The 18,101-nt window shown below is 56.4% G+C and carries 15 protein-coding genes; 7 read left to right on the top strand and 8 right to left on the bottom strand.

The features are described 5' to 3' along the window. Nucleotides 1–1,493 (top strand): STY4199 family HEPN domain-containing protein (locus IPZ49_RS09485; RefSeq protein ID WP_193762840.1); only part of this gene is annotated, 1,493 nt, incomplete at its 5' end. 47 nt (nucleotides 1,494–1,540) lie between these two features. Here the strand turns inward: IPZ49_RS09485 and IPZ49_RS09480 are convergent. From IPZ49_RS09480 to IPZ49_RS09470, 3 genes are all read right to left on the bottom strand, one after another. Next, nucleotides 1,541–3,190, bottom strand: a complete 1,650-nt coding sequence (locus tag IPZ49_RS09480) for an alpha,alpha-trehalase (protein ID WP_022649711.1) — start codon at nucleotides 3,188–3,190, stop codon at nucleotides 1,541–1,543. 182 nt (nucleotides 3,191–3,372) lie between these two features. Next, entirely contained in the window at nucleotides 3,373–4,725 is a 1,353-nt protein-coding gene (gorA, locus tag IPZ49_RS09475; protein ID WP_022649710.1) for a glutathione-disulfide reductase, read from the bottom strand. Between the two features lie 71 nt (nucleotides 4,726–4,796). Beyond that, the gene (locus IPZ49_RS09470) at nucleotides 4,797–5,639 is read right to left on the bottom strand and encodes a 23S rRNA (adenine(2030)-N(6))-methyltransferase RlmJ (RefSeq protein ID WP_023298830.1); all 843 of its coding nucleotides are present in this window, start codon (nucleotides 5,637–5,639) and stop codon (nucleotides 4,797–4,799) included. A gap of 208 nt (nucleotides 5,640–5,847) precedes the next feature. On the opposite strand from IPZ49_RS09470, the gene prlC reads away from it, so the two are divergent. After that, nucleotides 5,848–7,890, top strand: coding sequence for an oligopeptidase A (gene prlC, locus IPZ49_RS09465; RefSeq protein WP_045622204.1), 2,043 nt, complete (start codon nucleotides 5,848–5,850; stop codon nucleotides 7,888–7,890). 7 nt (nucleotides 7,891–7,897) lie between these two features. Further along, nucleotides 7,898–8,650 carry a 16S rRNA (guanine(1516)-N(2))-methyltransferase RsmJ gene (rsmJ, locus tag IPZ49_RS09460; protein WP_032677156.1) on the top strand — a complete coding sequence of 251 codons (753 nt, stop codon included), beginning with the start codon at nucleotides 7,898–7,900 and terminating at the stop codon, nucleotides 8,648–8,650. Nucleotides 8,651–8,742: 92 nt separating this feature from the next. On the opposite strand, the gene uspA is transcribed toward rsmJ, so the two are convergent. After that, entirely contained in the window at nucleotides 8,743–9,180 is a 438-nt protein-coding gene (gene uspA, locus IPZ49_RS09455; RefSeq protein WP_003861223.1) for a universal stress protein UspA, read from the bottom strand. A 283-nt stretch (nucleotides 9,181–9,463) separates the two neighbouring features. Here uspA and uspB point away from each other — a divergent pair, with 283 nt between their 5' ends. Further along, nucleotides 9,464–9,799, top strand: coding sequence for a universal stress protein UspB (gene uspB, locus IPZ49_RS09450; protein ID WP_003861224.1), 336 nt, complete (start codon nucleotides 9,464–9,466; stop codon nucleotides 9,797–9,799). A 54-nt stretch (nucleotides 9,800–9,853) separates the two neighbouring features. Here the strand turns inward: uspB and pitA are convergent, their stop codons facing one another. After that, a complete protein-coding gene (pitA, locus tag IPZ49_RS09445; protein WP_022649706.1) occupies nucleotides 9,854–11,353 on the bottom strand; it encodes an inorganic phosphate transporter PitA in 1,500 nt (499 codons plus the stop codon). Nucleotides 11,354–11,581: 228 nt separating this feature from the next. On the opposite strand from pitA, the gene IPZ49_RS09440 reads away from it, so the two are divergent. Continuing rightward, on the top strand, nucleotides 11,582–12,778 hold the full coding sequence (locus IPZ49_RS09440; RefSeq protein WP_063146811.1) for an NAD(P)/FAD-dependent oxidoreductase: 1,197 nt from the start codon (nucleotides 11,582–11,584) through the stop codon (nucleotides 12,776–12,778). A gap of 30 nt (nucleotides 12,779–12,808) precedes the next feature. Here the strand turns inward: IPZ49_RS09440 and IPZ49_RS09435 are convergent, their stop codons facing one another. Then, complete coding sequence (locus IPZ49_RS09435) at nucleotides 12,809–13,753, bottom strand: hydroxyacid dehydrogenase (protein WP_063146810.1); 945 nt, start codon at nucleotides 13,751–13,753, stop codon at nucleotides 12,809–12,811. Then, nucleotides 13,753–14,445: an RraA family protein gene (locus tag IPZ49_RS09430; protein ID WP_063146809.1), complete on the bottom strand. Its 693-nt coding sequence runs from the start codon at nucleotides 14,443–14,445 to the stop codon at nucleotides 13,753–13,755. The genes IPZ49_RS09435 and IPZ49_RS09430 overlap by 1 nt, the downstream gene beginning before the upstream one ends. 169 nt (nucleotides 14,446–14,614) lie before the next feature. Here IPZ49_RS09430 and IPZ49_RS09425 point away from each other — a divergent pair, with 169 nt between their 5' ends. After that, nucleotides 14,615–15,352, top strand: coding sequence for an IclR family transcriptional regulator (locus tag IPZ49_RS09425; protein WP_032674096.1), 738 nt, complete (start codon nucleotides 14,615–14,617; stop codon nucleotides 15,350–15,352). Between the two features lie 36 nt (nucleotides 15,353–15,388). Here the strand turns inward: IPZ49_RS09425 and IPZ49_RS09420 are convergent, their stop codons facing one another. After that, on the bottom strand, nucleotides 15,389–16,723 hold the full coding sequence (locus IPZ49_RS09420; protein WP_063146808.1) for an MFS transporter: 1,335 nt from the start codon (nucleotides 16,721–16,723) through the stop codon (nucleotides 15,389–15,391). A gap of 328 nt (nucleotides 16,724–17,051) precedes the next feature. On the opposite strand from IPZ49_RS09420, the gene IPZ49_RS09415 reads away from it, so the two are divergent. Further along, nucleotides 17,052–18,077, top strand: a complete 1,026-nt coding sequence (locus tag IPZ49_RS09415) for a TerC/Alx family metal homeostasis membrane protein (RefSeq protein ID WP_023298822.1) — start codon at nucleotides 17,052–17,054, stop codon at nucleotides 18,075–18,077. Nucleotides 18,078–18,101: the final 24 nt, after the last annotated feature.

The following is an 18,101-nucleotide window of genomic DNA, read 5'->3' as shown; positions in this document are numbered from 1 at the left end:
ATGTACATGTTTCTGAAGGAAAAGATCCACGCTGGTTTCTGGAACAACTGGATAGCGCCCGCCTGGGGCTGGGCGGGTGGGGCGCCGTAGCCAGAAAGCTGAACCTGAATGATGCGGAAATGACAGCCTTTACGCTGCAATTACGCTTGCTTCAGCAGCGCGTTCCCCAGTATGAAAGCGGGCAGGATGTCAGCGAAAACCAGCTGATTGCGGCGATGCGCTTCGTCACATCCCTTGAATATCTGCGTCTGCAACAGCCCCTTCTGACCTACGATACCGGGAGGGTGCCAGACAAGGCGAGCCAGCTCCAGGCGCAGAAACAGGTGCGTGCCATTGAGCTGATGATAAAAGGATTGATACAGCAGGCATGGCCCGATCCGGTGCGGCTGAATAATCATCTTAAGACCTTGTTTAATGCTGAACGTGTGCGTCGCTGGCTGAAAAACGGTGAAATTAATGATGTTCTGAGCGGCATGTTATTTAGTGAGCTGGCCCAGCTGCTGGTGGATAAGAAAGAATTTAGCCGCTACTACGCGTCGCTGTTTAACGCCCCGGACATGCTGACGCTGCTGGTAGAACCCCGCAAAACCCTGCAAACCTTCCTCGAAGATATCCGTCAAATCCGCAACAGCATCACCGTGCAGCAGCCGTTGAGCGGGGCGCAAATCCAGCTGCTCGACAGCTATTACACGCAGATCACCCGCTCCGTTCAGCGCGCGTTTGAGGAAGGGCGGACACGCGTTAACCCGGCGGCGCTGATGGCGGTGGATGAAAGCGAGCTGCATGCATTCTGGGAAAAGGCGCAAAAAATAGACCGCACAACAGGCGGCGATCTGTTTGAAGTGCGTGACAGCATAGAGAAACCGACTCAGCGCGCCGCGCGTACGCCAGAGCAGCGCGAACAGCTGATTTCCGGCGTGCTGTGGGGAGCGGTTGTCGTGATGGTTATCGCGATTGTCGTGGGGGGATTCTGGCTGGTGACCAGCAGTAAACCGCAGCCGGCTGTGGCCAGCACGGCATCTCCCGCACCGGTGCAGGAGATGCGCGAAACGCCTTCCTCGCGAGAAACGCTGACGCGGATGGGTGTCACCTGGGATGAAAACAACTTCCGTTCAGCGATTAGCCGCAATGATACCCGCGTGGCGCTCCTGTTCTTGCAGGGTGGCATGGACTGGAAAATGTCATGGACGGAGGAGGCATTGTCGGCAGGCTACGATGACGTGCTGGAAGTGATGTTGCGCTACCGCCTGCAAATGACAGAGCAAAAGCCCTGCCGACGCTTTATTAATACGCTTAGCCATGCGATGGCGAACGGCGAATCGCTGACGTCTATGCGTAAGCAGTACCTGAAAGCATTCTGTACCGTCCCGGCGGTAGTGAAACGTCAGCAGCACGACGCCGATATGGCAACGCGCCGCGCGAAGACGCAGCCCGATGCCAGTACAAAAAAATGGCAGTCCATCCAGACTGCCATTTATGAGGTGATTCGTTAACTTTTCCCTCTCCCCTCAGGGGAGAGGGTTAGGGTGAGGGGCAAGGCTCAAGGTTCACCATATAACCCAATCAACCGCCGCACCACCCCATTCGTCCAGCCGAAGCCATCCTGCAACGGATACTCCCCCCCGCCACCTTCGCGTGGCGTGCTGCTGGCGATATGGTACTTCTCAATCAGCTTATGATGGGTTTTGTAGTAATGGTTTACCGTGTGCAGCCAGCTCCAAGCGATCTCATCCCCCAGCGAGTCGTTGCCGTACTGCTTGAACCCCTGGATCGCCATCCATTGTAGCGGTGCCCAGCCGTTCGGCTTATCCCATTGCTCACCTGTTTCATATTCGGTGGCGAGAATACCGCCCGGCGTGAGCAGACGGGCTTTAACGGCATCGGACAGCCGTTCAGCCTGCTCATGCGTCGCCATGCCCACATACAGCGGCACAATGCTGGCCGCAGAGAACAGCGCCAGGGCTTCACGGCGCCAGTCGTAATCACGATAACAGCCGTTCTCTTCGTCCCACAGATAGCGGTTCACCGCCGCGCGCCGGTCGCTGGCTTTCTGGCGGAATAGTTCAGCCGTCTCTTTATCCCCTTTCGACGCTGAGATATTGGCGATAGCGCTCTCCAGTTTGAACAGGAATGCGTTCAAATCGATGGGGATAAATTGCGTCGTGCGGATACTGGCCAGCCGCGCAGGATCGCGCAGCCAGCGGGACGAGTAATCCCATCCTGAGGCTGCCCCGGCGCGCAGGTCGCGATACACCTCGTTCGGCGGGCGACCGGAATGACGGGCGGTTTCAACGTCCTCAATCCAGGATTCATCCCGTGGCGTATCACGATCGTCCCAGTAGCGGTTGAGCAATGAGCCATCCGGCATGCGCACCGCACTGCGATAGGCCTGGTTGAGCAGCAGCGATTCCGCCCCGTCCATCCAGAAGGCGTACTCCATCTTGAGATGCTCAAGATAGCGCTTCGCCCCGCGCACGCCGTCCTCTTCAAACAGCTCCACCATCAGGGCAAAAACCGGCGGCTGGGAGCGGCTGAGGTAGTAGGTGCGGTTGCCGTTCGGGATATGTCCGTAGCGCTCAATCAGCCAGGCGAAGTTATCGGCCATGCATTTCAGCAGATCGTTACGACCGCTTTCTGCCAGCCCCAGCATGGAGAAATAAGAATCCCAGTAGTAGGTCTCGCTGAATCGCCCGCCGGGCACAATATAGGCCTGCGGCAGAGCCAGCAGCGACGACCACGGGATGTGATCCTGCGGCTCGCGCGTCAGCACCGGCCACAGGTTATCAATGTGTTCTTTCAGGGAGAAGCCGGGATCGGAGACGTACTCTTTGCTGTAATCCTCCGGCAGCCAGAAGTGATTCTCCACAAAGCGCGCCAGGTCGAAATCACGGTGACGACGCACCTTGCGGTAGCGGATCAGGATATCCAGCGGGTCCATTTTCGGCGCGCAGTCTGGGAAAGTTTTGCTGTCCGCAAACAGCCGTGTCGACTGCACATGTTCGAACAGTTCAAGATAACGATCGGCAGGCGTCAGGGCATCGGAGGCAGGTAGCCCCTCGATCATTTCGGGTTCCGGCTCCGCCTCAATCATTTCATCCAGTTTCAACTCGCAGGGATCGGTCTCGTAGCGCAGCTCTTCTGCAATCTCGAACTCGATGTTCTCGGTAGCCTGTAGTTTCTGGTTGAACATGGTGATAAGGACCTCCGGTTGTGTGTTCTAAAAGACAGGTTTTTCCGGGCGTCTTATAAGCGTAGACATTCGCTTCGGTGGATGTGGAGGGATATGTGCGGTAGATCACGATTTTCGGAGCATTCGTTTTGCAACGATTTATGAATGTTAAAAAAATGCCCCTTTGAAGAGGGGCATCAATATCAACGCATTGTTACAAACTCTTCTGCCGCAGTGGGGTGGATCGCCACGGTGTTATCGAAGTCTTTTTTCGTTGCGCCCATCTTCAGCGCCACCGCAAAGCCCTGCAGGATCTCGTCCATGCCAAAGCCTATGCCGTGGATGCCGACGATCTTCTCGTCCGGGCCCACACAGACCAGCTTCATGCGGCACGGCTGACGGTGCGAGGTGACCGCGGTATACATCGCGGTAAACGCCGATTTATACACTTTCACCTGATCGTCGCCGTACTGCTCACGCGCCTGCGGCTCGGTTAAGCCGACGGTGCCGATTGGCGGGTGGCTGAAGACCACGGTCGGGATGTTGCTGTAATCCAGATGTTCGTCCGGCTTGTTGTTAAACAGACGCTCGGAAAGACGACGCCCCGCGGCCACGGCAACCGGCGTCAGTTCTACGGCACCTGTGTTATCACCAACGGCATAAATACCCGGTACGCTGGTGTTCTGGAACTTATCAACGACGATGTAGCCTTTTTCATTGGTTTTCACCCCGGTTGCGGCCAGGTTGAAGTTGTCGGTGGCCGGTTCACGACCAATCGCCCAGATCAGGCAATCAACGGTCTGGCTGCGGCCATCTTCCAGCTCCAGGGTCAGGCTACCGTCCGCATTTTTAACCACCGCTTTTGGCACGGCGTTGGTGTGCAGGGTTGGGCCTTCGGCGTTCATCACCTCGACCAGCGTGTCGACGATTAGCGGATCAAAGCTACGCAGCGGCGCGTGTTTACGCACAAACAGGTGAGCTTCCGCCCCAAGGCCGTTAATCACGCCAGCAAGCTCAACCGCGATGTAACCCGCGCCTACAATGGCAACGCGCTCTGGCAGAGCAGGCAGCTCGAAGAACCCGTCGGAGTCGATGCCGTATTCCGCGCCCGGAATGTTCGGATGGCTCGGACGGCCACCGGTGGCGATCAGGATGTGATCGGCGGTGATCGTCTCGCCGTTCACTTCGATCGTCTTCGCATCCACGAAACGGGCGAAGCCGCGGATCACGTCGACGTTATTCTTGCCCAGCACGTTATCGTACGAGGTGTGAATACGGTCGATATAGGCGGTACGGCTGGCGATCAGCTTATCCCAGTCGAAGTGGTTGATGGTGGTGTCAAAGCCGTAGTCCGGGCCATACATATGGATAGCTTCACGGATTTGCGCGGCATGCCACATCACTTTCTTCGGTACACAACCCACGTTTACGCAGGTGCCGCCGAGTTCTTTGGCTTCAATCAGCGCACACTTCTGGCCGTACATGGCCGCACGGTTGATGGAGGCGATGCCGCCGCTGCCGCCGCCGATTGCGATGTAGTCATAATGCTTAGTCATAGCTTTTGTCCTTAATCGTGAATTGCCGCGATTGTATACCTGAAATCAATAGGTTCCACCGATGGCTGCGATTACTCCGGCACGATCCAGCTTACGGTGGTGTGGCCCGTACCGGCTGGCACCAGCGTTTTGTGCAGCCACGGCAGCACGTTGTTCATCTGCGCTTCGAGCTTCCACGGCGGGTTAATCACAATCATGCCGGACGCGGTCATGCCGCGCTGGTCGCTGTCGGGCCGCACCGCCAGCTCAATCTGCAGGATTTTGCGGATGCCGGTCGCCTCCAGATCCTTGATCATGCGCTTAATTTGCGCGCGTAGCACTACCGGATACCACAGGGCATAGGTTCCGGTCGCAAAGCGTTTGTAACCTTCGTTGATACCGGCCACCACCGCCTGATAGTCGGTTTTGATTTCGTACGGCGGGTCGATCAGCACCAGGCCGCGACGCGAAACCGGCGGTAGTTTGGCTTTTAGCTGCTGGTAGCCATCGGCTTTGTCCACGCGGGCGCGGTTATCTTTCTGAAACTCAGCGCGCAGCAGCGGGAAGTCGCTTGGGTGCAGCTCGGTCAACTGGAGGCTGTCCTGCTCGCGCAGCAGCTGGCGGGCAATCAGCGGAGAGCCAGGGTAATAGCGCAGCTGGCCGTTGCGGTTGAAATGATTCACCACGCCGATGTACGGCTCCAGTTCGGCAGGCAGATCGTCCTGCTGCCAGATACGGGCGATGCCTTCCAGATATTCACCGGTACGCTCGGCATGTTCGCCGCTCAGCTGATAACGGCCCGCCCCCGCGTGGGTGTCCAGGTAGAGAAACGGCTTGTCTTTCTCTTTAAGCGCTTCAATGATCAGGCTCTGAACGGTGTGTTTAAGGACGTCGGCGTGGTTGCCAGCGTGGAAGCTGTGGCGATAACTGAGCATGGGTAATGATTTTCCGCTGAATTGACGATTTTCCACAGTTTACAGCAGAACGGCACAGATTACCCGTAGGCCCGGTAAGCGCAGCGCCACAGGGCGTTTTTCGACAACCTCCGGCATTGAAATCCTCTACACTTAACCCCATTACAGAAAACAATATGCACAGCGCCGGATGCGCGCTTCATTCATCTATTTCAACAGGACAGCGTTTATGACCAATCCATTACTGACGCCTTTTTCGTTGCCACCGTTTTCTAAAATCCTCCCTGAGCATGTGGTTCCAGCCGTTACCCAGTCGCTGGAAAACTGCCGCGCGGCGGTAGAGAACGTGGTCGCGCAGGGCGCGCCGTACACCTGGGAAAATCTGTGTCAGCCGCTGGCCGAAGTGGACGACGTGCTGGGGCGCATTTTCTCCCCGGTGAGCCACCTGAACTCGGTGAAAAACAGCCCGGAGCTGCGTGAAGCCTACGAACAGACCCTGCCGCTGCTCTCCGAGTACAGCACCTGGGTCGGCCAGCACGAGGGGCTCTACAAAGCCTACCGCGACCTGCGCGACGGCGACCATTATGCCGAACTGAACACGGCGCAGAAAAAATCGGTCGATAACGCGCTGCGTGATTTCGAACTGTCCGGGATTGGCCTGCCAAAAGAAAAACAGGTTCGCTACGGCGAAATCGCTGCGCGCCTGTCCGAGCTGGGCAACCAGTACAGCAACAACGTCCTCGACGCCACCATGGGCTGGACGAAGCTGATTACCGATGAATCCGAACTGGCCGGTATGCCGGAAAGTGCGCTGGCGGCGGCAAAAGCCCAGGCCGAAGCGAAAGAGCAGGAAGGCTTCCTGTTAACGCTGGATATCCCAAGCTATCTGCCGGTGATGACCTACTGCGACAACCAGGCCCTGCGCGAAGAGATGTACCGCGCCTACAGCACCCGCGCCTCCGATCAGGGGCCGAATGCCGGTAAGTGGGATAACAGCCCGGTGATGGCGGAGATCCTCGCCCTGCGCCACGAGCTGGCACAGCTGCTGGGCTTCGACAGCTACGCGGATAAATCCCTCGCCACCAAAATGGCCGAGAACCCACAGCAGGTGCTCGACTTCCTGACCGATCTGGCGAAACGCGCCCGTCCTCAGGGTGAAAAAGAGTTAGCTCAGCTGCGCGCCTTTGCGAAAGCGGAGTTCGGCGTGGACGAGCTTCAGCCGTGGGATATCGCATACTACAGCGAAAAACAGAAACAGCACCTCTACAGCATCAGCGACGAACAACTGCGTCCGTACTTCCCGGAAAACAAAGCCGTCAACGGTCTGTTCGAGGTAGTGAAGCGCATCTACGGCATTACCGCGAAAGAGCGTACCGACATCGAGGTCTGGCATCCGGACGTGCGCTTCTTCGAGCTGTATGACGAGAACAACGAGCTGCGCGGCAGCTTCTATCTCGATCTCTACGCGCGTGAGAACAAGCGCGGCGGGGCGTGGATGGACGACTGCGTGGGCCAGATGCGTAAAGCGGATGGTTCCCTGCAAAAACCTGTTGCCTACCTGACCTGTAACTTCAACCGTCCGGTGAGCGGCAAACCTGCTCTGTTTACCCACGATGAAGTGATCACCCTGTTCCACGAGTTCGGTCACGGCCTGCACCACATGCTGACCCGCATCGAAACCGCTGGCGTCGCTGGTATCAGCGGTGTGCCATGGGATGCGGTCGAGCTGCCAAGCCAGTTTATGGAGAACTGGTGCTGGGAGCCGGACGCGCTGGCGTTTATCTCTGGTCATTACGAAACGGGCGAACCGCTGCCGAAAGAACTGCTGGATAAAATGCTGGCGGCGAAAAACTACCAGGCGGCGATGTTTATCCTGCGTCAGCTGGAGTTCGGCCTGTTTGACTTCCGCCTGCACGCCGAGTTCAGCCCGGAGCAGGGGGCGAAAATCCTCGAAACCCTGGCTGAGATTAAAAAGCAGGTTGCCGTCATTCCAGGCCCGACCTGGGGACGCTTCCCGCACGCGTTCAGCCATATCTTCGCAGGCGGGTACGCCGCAGGCTACTACAGCTACCTGTGGGCCGACGTGCTGGCGGCGGATGCCTTCTCGCGCTTCGAAGAAGAGGGGATTTTCAACCGCGAAACCGGTCAGTCGTTCCTCGACAACATCCTGACCCGCGGCGGTTCAGAAGAGCCTATGGAGCTGTTCAAACGCTTCCGTGGCCGCGAGCCGCAGCTGGATGCGATGCTGGAGCATTACGGAATCAAAGGCTGATTGCTACGTGAAGATCTGCTTAGTAGATGAAACAGGCGCCGGTGACGGCGCCTTATCTGTTCTGGCGGCCCGCTGGGAGCTGGAACATGATGAAAAGAACCTGATGGCGCTGGTGATGACGCCGGAACATCTGGAGCTGCGCAAGCGCGATGAGCCAAAGCTTGGCGGGATTTTTGTCGATTTTGTCGGCGGCGCGATGGCGCATCGGCGTAAGTTCGGCGGCGGTCGCGGCGAAGCGGTGGCCAAGGCGGTTGGCATTAAAGGGAGCTATCTTCCGGACGTGGTGGACGCCACGGCGGGGCTGGGGCGCGATGCGTTTGTGCTGGCCTCGGTGGGCTGCCGTGTTCGGATGCTGGAGCGTAATCCGGTTGTCGCCGCGCTGCTCGACGACGGGCTGACGCGAGGCTATGCGGACCCGGAAATCGGCTCGTGGTTACAGGAACGTTTGCAACTTATTCATGCCTCCAGCCTGACGGCGCTGACCGATATCACCCCGCGCCCGCAGGTGGTCTATCTCGACCCGATGTTCCCGCATAAGCAGAAAAGCGCGCTGGTGAAGAAAGAGATGCGAGTGTTTCAGTCGCTGGTGGGGCCAGATTTAGATGCCGATGGCCTGCTGGAGCCGGCTCGTCAACTGGCGACGAAGCGGGTGGTGGTGAAACGTCCTGACTATGCGCCGCCGCTGGCGGACGTTGCGACCACTAACGCGGTGACCACCAAAGGGCATCGCTTTGATATCTACTCAGGTACGCCGGAATAAAAAAAGCCGGGTGGCGGCTTCGCCTTGCCCGGCCTACATTCAGTGCCGCTTGTAGGCCCGGTATGCGTTAGCGCCACCGGGCTTTTTTGCACTTACTCGTCTTCTTCGTCACGCAGTGGAACAATCAGCATATCCACGTGTACGGTGTTAATCAGCTGACGTGCGGAAGACATCAGTTTGCTCCAGAAGTCCTGATGGTGACCGCATACCACCAGGTCCATATCGTATTTCTTAATCGCATCAACCAGCACCTGGCCCAGATCGCCGCTACCGCTTAAGGTTTCAGTGATTGGATAGCCCGCGTTGGTAGAAAGCTCGCTCAGCGCGTGGTGAGTCTCTTCGGAGATGCGTTTCTGCATATCGCCGAGATTCACGTCGATCAGACCGGTGTAGAGGTCGGAGTAATTCACATCAACATGAATCAGCGAAACTTTCGCGTTGTAGGGACGTGCCATGGATACTGCTTTATCAACCAGCACTTTACTCTCCGGGGAGAGGTCTACCGCGATAAGAATGTGTTTGTAAGCCATAGTGTTACTCCTTCCTTAAGTTATCGATGACTAAATGGGAAAGCCGTCGTCTGATGCTTTCATTACGGCCCAGTTAAACATATTTTTCAAGCTTTGGTGTTGATAACGATTAACCTTGTGGCAAAAAAATTAACGGATCTCCTACACTATTTAATGAGCCGTTCGGATATTAAAACGCGAACCGGATCGACTTTTAGTCACTCTTTCACTGAACTGTCTGTCAGGGCATTGGGGTGCGGTAGCTCAGGAGCCTTGCTTCGTGGGTGGACGCCGGGGAGGATGTATGATTAGCACCGTCGCATTGTTTTGGGCGTTATGCGTGGTTTGCATAGTGAATATGGCGCGCTACTTCTCATCGTTACGTGCGCTGTTAGTGGTACTTCGTGGTTGCGATCCGTTGCTTTATCAATATGTGGACGGTGGAGGGTTCTTCACCTCGCACGGACAGCCCAGCAAGCAGATGCGTCTGGTGGGGTATATCTACTACCAGCGCTACCGCGATCACCACGATGAAGAGTTTATCCGTCGCTGCGAGCGCCTGCGTCGTCAGTTCATTTTGACCAGCGCCCTGTGTGGTCTGGTTGTGGTGAGTATGATTGCGCTGATGATATGGCACTGAGCATAAAAAAAGCGGGCCAGTTTCCTGACCCGCTTTTTTGTCGCCTTCAGCCGATTAAATTAGCTTCAGCGAAATCCAGTACAGACCGCCAGACAGCAGGATGGACGCCGGGAGGGTGAACACCCAGGCCATCAGAATGTTGGTCACGGTTTTACGCTGCAAACCGCCGCCGTCAACAATCATGGTACCTGCCACGGACGAAGAGAGTACGTGGGTGGTGGAGACTGGCATACCGGTGTAGCTCGCCAGACCGATAGACACTGCCGCCGTCATCTGCGCGGACATGCCCTGAGCATAGGTCATGCCTTTCTTACCGATCTTCTCACCGATGGTGGTCGCCACACGACGCCAGCCAATCATCGTACCGATACCCAGCGCCAACGCGACCGCCATGATGATCCAGATTGGCGCGTACTCAATGGTGTTGAGCATATCGCCTTTCAGTTTCTTCAGCAGACGCTTATCGTCAGCATTGACCTCTGGCAGCTTCGCGACTTTATCGGTCACGTCGGAGATACAGAGCATGATACGACGCAGCTGACCACGCTGTTCTACAGCCAGTTTGTCGTAGCTTTCGATATCGGCCAGCATGCCTTTCGCACGTTCCAGCGCGTTAATCGCGTTTGCCGGGTGGCAATGGAACTCGCCCGGTGCAGTCAGTGCGCCAGAGTCAGGAGAAGGGATCAACTGGTCTACGCCGGTCGCTTTCTTCAGCAAATCAGGATGCTGCTGGAAGTAAGTCTCAACGTTGTTTACCGCATCACGGGTACGGGTGATCTCATAGCCAGAGGCGTTCATGTTAACCACGAAGCCTGCCGGTGCGACGCCAATCAGAACCAGCATCACCAGACCGATACCTTTCTGACCATCGTTCGCGCCATGAGAGAAGGCGACGCCGATAGCGGAAATGATCAGCGCGATACGCGTCCAGAACGGCGGCTTTTTCTTGCCGTCTTTCTTCTCACGCTCTGCTGGCGTCAGGTGGATACGTGCACGTTTCTTCGTGTTGCTCCAGTAGCGACGCAGGATGAAAATCAATCCACCTGCTACCACCAGACCGACGATAGGGGAGATGATCAGAGAGCCGAAAATACCCAGTACTTTAGGAAGGTTCAGCGCATCAACAACCGATGTACCGGTCATCAGGGCGTTAGTTAAACCGATACCGATAATCGCGCCGATAAGGGTGTGAGAGCTGGATGCCGGCAGGCCGAAATACCAGGTACCGAGGTTCCAGATAATCGCAGCAAGCAGCATTGAGAACACCATGGCCAGGCCATGACCGGAACTCACGTTAAGCAGCAGATCCGTTGGCAGCATATGCACAATGGCATAGGCAACGCTCAGTCCGCCCAGGAGGACACCAAAAAAGTTAAATACCGCCGCCATAACGACCGCAAGCTGCGATCGCATTGCGCGAGTGTAGATAACCGTTGCAACTGCGTTTGCAGTGTCGTGGAAGCCATTGATCGCTTCGTAAAACAGCACAAAAACCAGAGCAAGCAATAATAAAAGCCCGGTATGTAAATCCAGGCCGGCAAACAAATGTAGCATAGGACGTTACGCCATTTTGAGGACATGAACGCGGCGCATTATCCAGGACAAATGCGCAACGGGCAAAGTGAAATATAGACTTTTTTTGACATACCACCTGATTTGAGAAATGTGCCTGAATAGATAATCTTTAAATATCAATGAAATGGCTTTGTAATATCTTTTTACGCTGGTGCGACCACTGAGGAAACTTTACAATCCGCGGCAGTTAACGAAGAGGATTTTGACGTGGAAAGGTTTGATGCCGTAGTAATTGGCGCCGGTGCGGCGGGTATGTTTTGTGCGGCAATGGCCGGACAAGCGGGTCGTCGTGTGCTGCTGCTGGATAACGGAAAAAAGCCTGGCCGCAAGATCCTGATGTCCGGTGGCGGGCGCTGCAATTTCACTAATCTTTATGTCGAGCCTGCGGCCTATTTGAGCCAGAACCGTCATTTTTGTAAATCTGCGCTGGCGCGCTACACGCAGTGGGATTTCATCGAACTGGTGGGTAAACACGGTATCGCGTGGCATGAGAAGACGCTGGGACAGCTGTTCTGCGACGACTCCGCCCAGCAAATCGTGGATATGCTGGTGGCCGAGTGCGAGAAAGGCGGCGTAGTCATGCGCCTGCGCACCGAAGTGCTGGACGTCGCCCGTAACGAGCAAGGGTACATGCTGCAACTCAACGGCGAAACCGTCAGCGCCGATAACCTGGTGATCGCCAGCGGCGGCCTCTCGATGCCGGGGCTGGGTGCCTCACCGTTCGGCTACAAAATAGCCGAGCAGTTTGGCCTGAAAGTATTACCCACGCGCGCCGGGCTGGTGCCGTTCACGCTGCATAAGCCGCTGCTGGAACAGCTTCAGACGCTCTCCGGCGTGTCTGTGCCGTCGGTCATTACGGCCGAAGACGGCACGGTGTTCCGCGAAAACCTGCTCTTTACCCATCGCGGTCTCTCGGGGCCAGCGGTATTGCAGATCTCCAGCTACTGGCAGCCGGGGGAGTTTGTCTCCGTAAACCTGGTGCCGGACTGCGATCTGGACGCCTTCCTCAATGAGCAACGCGCCGCGCACCCGAATCAAAGCCTGAAAAATACCCTGGCGATGCAGCTGCCGAAGCGTCTCGTGGAGTGCTTGCAGGTGTTAGGGCAAATTCCGGATGTTGCGCTTAAGCAGCTCAACAGCCGCGAGCAGGACACGCTGGTGGAGACGCTGACGAACTGGCGCGTGCAGCCAAACGGCACCGAAGGCTACCGCACGGCGGAAGTGACGCTGGGCGGCGTGGATACACACGAACTCTCATCCCGCACGATGGAAGCCCGCAACGTGCCGGGTCTTTATTTCATTGGTGAAGTGATGGACGTGACCGGCTGGCTCGGCGGGTATAACTTCCAGTGGGCGTGGGCCAGTGCCTGGGCATGCGCGCAGGCACTCGCTGAGGGTAAATGACAAGCGGGCGCGGTCATTCATCATTGCATTTTAGGGGCTGACGGCGACGTCAGTCAGGTGTACAACGTCCAGAATATTGCTGGCGGCCACGGTTCCCATCTTGATGTATGACGCTGCGCTGACGCCGCCAATATGCGGCGAAATGATGACGTTATCGACGGTCTGCCACAGGTTCGGGGCGGTCAGTGGCTCGCTGGTAAAGCTGTCGAGTGCTGCGCTGTGCAAGGTTCCATCCTTCAGCGCGTGTAACAGGGCTTCATCGTTAATTAACCCGCCGCGCGCTGTGTTCACCAGAATCGCGTTACGTTTACAGTGCGCGAGCGTGTCTGCGTTGATCATTCCTCTGTTGTCGTCAGTGAGCGGACAATGCAATGAGATAACATCGGCACGGGATAAAAGGTCGGGTAAGGTGTTTGCCCGTTCACAACCAGATGGCATCGTTTTAGCGTAAGGATCATACGCCACAATCTGCATGCCGAATGCCTGCCCCACCAGCGCAACCCGCGAGCCAATCGCCCCCAGACCGATAAGCCCCAGCGTCATGCCTTCCAGCTCGATAGATTTGTGCGTGGCTTTATCCCAGTGCCCGTCGCGCAGGCGTTTATCAAGGGTGACCACGGATTTGGCACAGGCAAGGATCAATGCCCAGGTATGTTCTGCAACCGCTGCCGCATTGGCGCCGGGGGCGGAACGAACGGCGATATTACGCGCCGCTGCCGCTGGCTGGTCTATCACGTCAATGCCGCTTCCGTGTTTCGATATAACCTGTAATGCAGGGGCTGCATCCATGATCCTTGCGGTTATTTTGCCGTAACGCACCAGGATGGCCACAGGATTGTGCCGTTCGCACAGCGTAACCAGCTGATCTTCTGTGGGCTGGTGACCGGCATACACCACGTCAAAGTCTCGCAGCATGTTGACAGCCTGGTCCGCCAGGTCGCATCCCGTGACCAGTACAACGCGTTTGTCTTCCATTACAGCGTCTCCCCGTCAGATAACATGCCTGCCTTACGCAGCGCGTCGTTAAGCCAGTGTGGACGTAAATCGCCCTCACGAATAGCAGCAATACGTCGGGTCTCTGTTTCGAGTTTCCCTTTGGCCATGGCGATAACGGCCTGCACTTCATCACGCGGGATCACCACCACGCCGTCGATATCCGCGACCACCAGATCCCCGGCTCGTACCGTTGCACCAGCGATAGAGATGGGGTGATTAACCCGGCCAGGAATGGATTTTGTCGGGCCACAGGGGTTAAGACCGGCGGCGAAGACGGGGTAGTGCCCTTTACTCAGGGTATCGGCATCACGTACCGCCCCGTCAATGATGATGCCCGCAATACCGCTTGCCTGGGCCTGCGTCGCCATAATCTCACCGAGCAGCGCACAGGTCAGGTCGCCTTTCCCGTCAACAACCAACACATCGCCAGGCTGTGCTACGGCCATTGCGGCATGGATGGCCAGATTATCTCCCGGGCGCACCTCCACGGTGACTGCCGGGCCCGCAACGGCCATGTGAGGCGCGAGCGGTTTGATACGACCATGGAGTGTACCGCGGCGACCGGCAACATCCGCCAGAATGGCGGCCTGATACTCGGCAGCCTGGTGAACCTGTTCAGCCGATACGCGTTCGACCTGACGATTAATCAATGATTTTTCAGAAACGGACATATATGCCTCCATATTATTTTACTGTGTACAATGCAGGTGTACAATGCAAAACAACTATAGCGGTGTTACTTTCCCATTAGCCAGATCTGCGATGGCGTTTGTGATGTAAACACGAAGTGACTCACAAAAATTGAGGTACACTCACTGCCGAGCAGAAAAGGAGATGATGATGGGTAACGAAGGCGTTGTAGCGGTCGAAAAGGCGCTGGCTTTACTGGATTGCTTCCGTCCCGGCGATGAGAGCCTGACGCTGACCGCGCTGGCGCAGCTATCGGGTTATCACAAAACCACGGTTTACCGGTTAATGAATTCGCTTGAGCGAATGAACTATGTCGTCAGGCATGATGACGGCAATTATGCGCTTGGCCCACGTCTGCTTTACCTTGGCAAACTTTATGAACAATCTTTCCATCTTTCCCGGGTGGTGCAGCCTGAGCTTCAGGCTTTATCACAGGCCTCTCAGGAGAGCGCCAGCTGGTATGTGTTAGAAGGCGGGCAACGTCTGTGCCTGTTCCGGGCAGAAGCATCGCACGGGTTGCGTCACAGCAATCTGCCGGGTACTCAGTTTCCGCTGGACGATTCTGCCATCAGTAAAGTGCTTCGCCACTGGGGCCTTAATGACGCGCTGCCAGAGGGGGAGCCCGCTGTTCCGCTCTATACCGCAGGCGCCCGTGACCCGCATACTGCGGCGTTCGCAATGCCCGTCTTCGGCGTCAATGACAAGCTGATTGCGGCGCTGGCGTTGACCGGGCCCATCTCCAGACTGACTGAAGATCGCCGTGAACAGGGGATCAGCCAGCTAATGCATGCCACCGCCAGCCGCCTGTCACAGAAAATGGGGGCCAGTAAGCCTTTTTGCCAGCAGTTTTATGGGGAAACGCAGGATACTGCGGAAGAGAGTCTCTAAGCATAAAGCGGGACGTGCGTCCCGCTTTTGTTATGTCTAATGGGTGACCTGCTTTTCATGCAACTGAGCATTGCGGGCGTGGCGTCCCATCACCAATACCGCGATACCCCCCGTGACGCATAACGCCGCCAGAGGAAGCATGGCCAGCGTGTGGCTACCCGTCCGTTCGTTGATAATACCGTAAGCGTTGACCATCACCGCACCGCCGATAAGGTTAGCGATGGCGCCAATTGCAGCCAGGCCCGCAGCCGCCGACGTGCTGCTCATCCAGCCTGACGCCAGCGCCCAGAAAGGCCCCTTCATTGAATACGCCCCTATCAGCATGATGCTCAGGATAACAATGGTGGCGGAAAGAGAGACGCTGACAAAGGCGGCAAATACGCCTGCGGCAATAATGAAAAGGGTCAGAGCGGTATGCCAGCGGCGTTCGTTGGTTCGGTCCGAACTGCGTCCCCACACAATCATCAGTACGGATGCCAGACCGTAAGGAATGGCGTTGAACAGACCCGTCTCCAGATTATCCAGGTGGAACGATTTCAGCAGCTGCGGTGACCAGACGCTGATGGTGGTGCCCGCTGATGACGCGCCTGCGTAAATCAGCGCCAGCAGCCAGATTTGACGATGCCTGAGCAGCTGCCATGTCGTCTGGTGTCCGATATTTTTTTGCTGTTGACGCTCGGTTTCAAGCGTCGTTTCCAGCCATTTTTTCTGTTCCGCGTTAAGCCAGTTAGCCTGGTGCGGACGATCGCGAAGAACAAACCAGGCGGCAATACCCAGCAGGACGGCGGGTAAACCTTCAATGATAAACAGCAGATGCCAGCCGCGCAGACCCAGCCATCCATCCAGCGACAGAATCAACCCGGACAGCGGCGAGCCAATAAAATTGGCCAGCGGGATCGCGACCATAAAGGACGCGATAATTCGCGCACGGTAGCGGGAAGGGATCCACCAGGTCAGAAAGAGTACGACGCCGGGGAAGAAGCCCGCCTCCGCGGCACCCAGCAGAAAACGCACGATATAAAGCGACGTCGTGTTTTGTACCAGTGCCATACACATGGATACCCCCCCCCAGCTGATCATAATGCGGGGGATCCACAGACGTGCGCCAACTTTCTGCATTGCCAGATTGCTTGGAACTTCAAACAGAAAATACGCCACGAAATAGAGGCTACTGGCGAAGCCAAACGCCGCTTTGCTGAGGCCGAGATCCTCATTCATCTGTAGCGAAGCCATGCCGATATTGCCGCGATCGATAATGGAGACCAGATAACTGACTATCAGAAACGGGAGGATACGCCAGATCACCTTGCGCATAGTCTCTCTTTCTATGTCCTCAGTGGCGGCAGTGCCATTACGAATATGTTCTGTCATGTGTTCCTCGCAGGGTCTGTTCTTGGTTTTATCAGGTACAACTCGGTTTTATTAAACAAAACCACTATAGCGTCGGCGCCTTCTTTTTATCCAGTTAATGGAAGGTTTAAATGATGTAAATAAGACGTGACTCACAGTTAACGGGCTTTACCTCGTGAGCCTAAACGACAGATGCGCCACCCCTCGTTGTGAGGTAAAGTACACACCTTGCGCAGCCAAAGAGCTGCGGTTTTGTGGGGTATAGGCGAATAACACGCTCCCCCATTCTCACTTCTGGTTTACGCCAGCCTGCATGGTGTTGTGTTTTGTCTTCTTAAAAGGGTTGTCTATGTCTGCTGCTCATCTCGGTTTCCCGACGGAAACCGTTGTTGTCTTTGTGGTGATGGCCGTTGGGGCGATGTTTATCGACCTCTTCATGCACCGTCACGATAAACCGATCTCGCTGAAAAGCGCGGCCATGTGGTCCATCTTCTGGGTCATGATGGCGATGGCGTTTGCTGGCTTCTTATACGTGCACCACGGCGCGGAGATGGCCAGTCTGTTCCTCACCGGCTATGCACTGGAAGAGGTGCTCTCCGTCGACAACCTGTTTGTGATGATGGCGATCTTCGCCTGGTTCGGCGTGCCGGATAAGTATCGTCACCGCGTGCTCTACTGGGGCGTGCTGGGGGCGATTGTGTTCCGCGGTATTTTTGTTGCCATCGGCACCAGCCTGCTGAGCCTGGGGCCATACGTTGAGGTGATTTTTGCGCTGGTCGTCGGCTGGACGGCGGTGATGATGCTGAAACGCAATGAAGAGAGTGATGAAGTCGAGGATTACTCCAACCATCTGGCGTACCGCCTGGTAAAACGCTTCTATCCGGTCTGGCCAAAAATCAGCAGCCACGCGTTTATCCTGACCCAAAAAGAGGTGGACGCCGAGCTGGAGAAGCCTGAAAACAAGGATGTGATGGTAGGTCGCGTGAAGAAGGCGAAGCGCTACGCGACGCCGCTGCTGCTCTGCGTGGCGGTGGTAGAGCTGTCCGACGTGATGTTCGCCTTCGACTCCGTTCCCGCGATCATTGCCGTCAGCCGCGAGCCGCTGATTATCTACAGCGCCATGATGTTCGCGATCCTCGGCCTGCGTACCCTCTACTTCGTGCTGGAAGCGCTGAAGCAGTATCTGGTGCATCTTGAGAAAGCGGTAGTGTTACTGCTGTTCTTCGTGGCGTTCAAGCTGGGGCTGAATGCGACCGATCACTTCTGGCATCACGGCTATAACATCGGTGCCACGGCAAGCCTGTTTGTGGTGCTGGGGGTACTGGCGCTGGGGATTATTGCGAGCGTGATGTTCCCGGGGAAACGTGAGGCCTGATGTATCGCTTTTCTCCCTCTCCCT

This window comes from Enterobacter cloacae complex sp. S2 (assembly GCF_015159675.1).
Taxonomy (GTDB): domain Bacteria; phylum Pseudomonadota; class Gammaproteobacteria; order Enterobacterales; family Enterobacteriaceae; genus Enterobacter; species Enterobacter intestinihominis.
The sequence above is the reverse complement of the archived record's forward strand: the minus strand, read 5'-3'. Positions and strand labels throughout refer to the sequence as shown.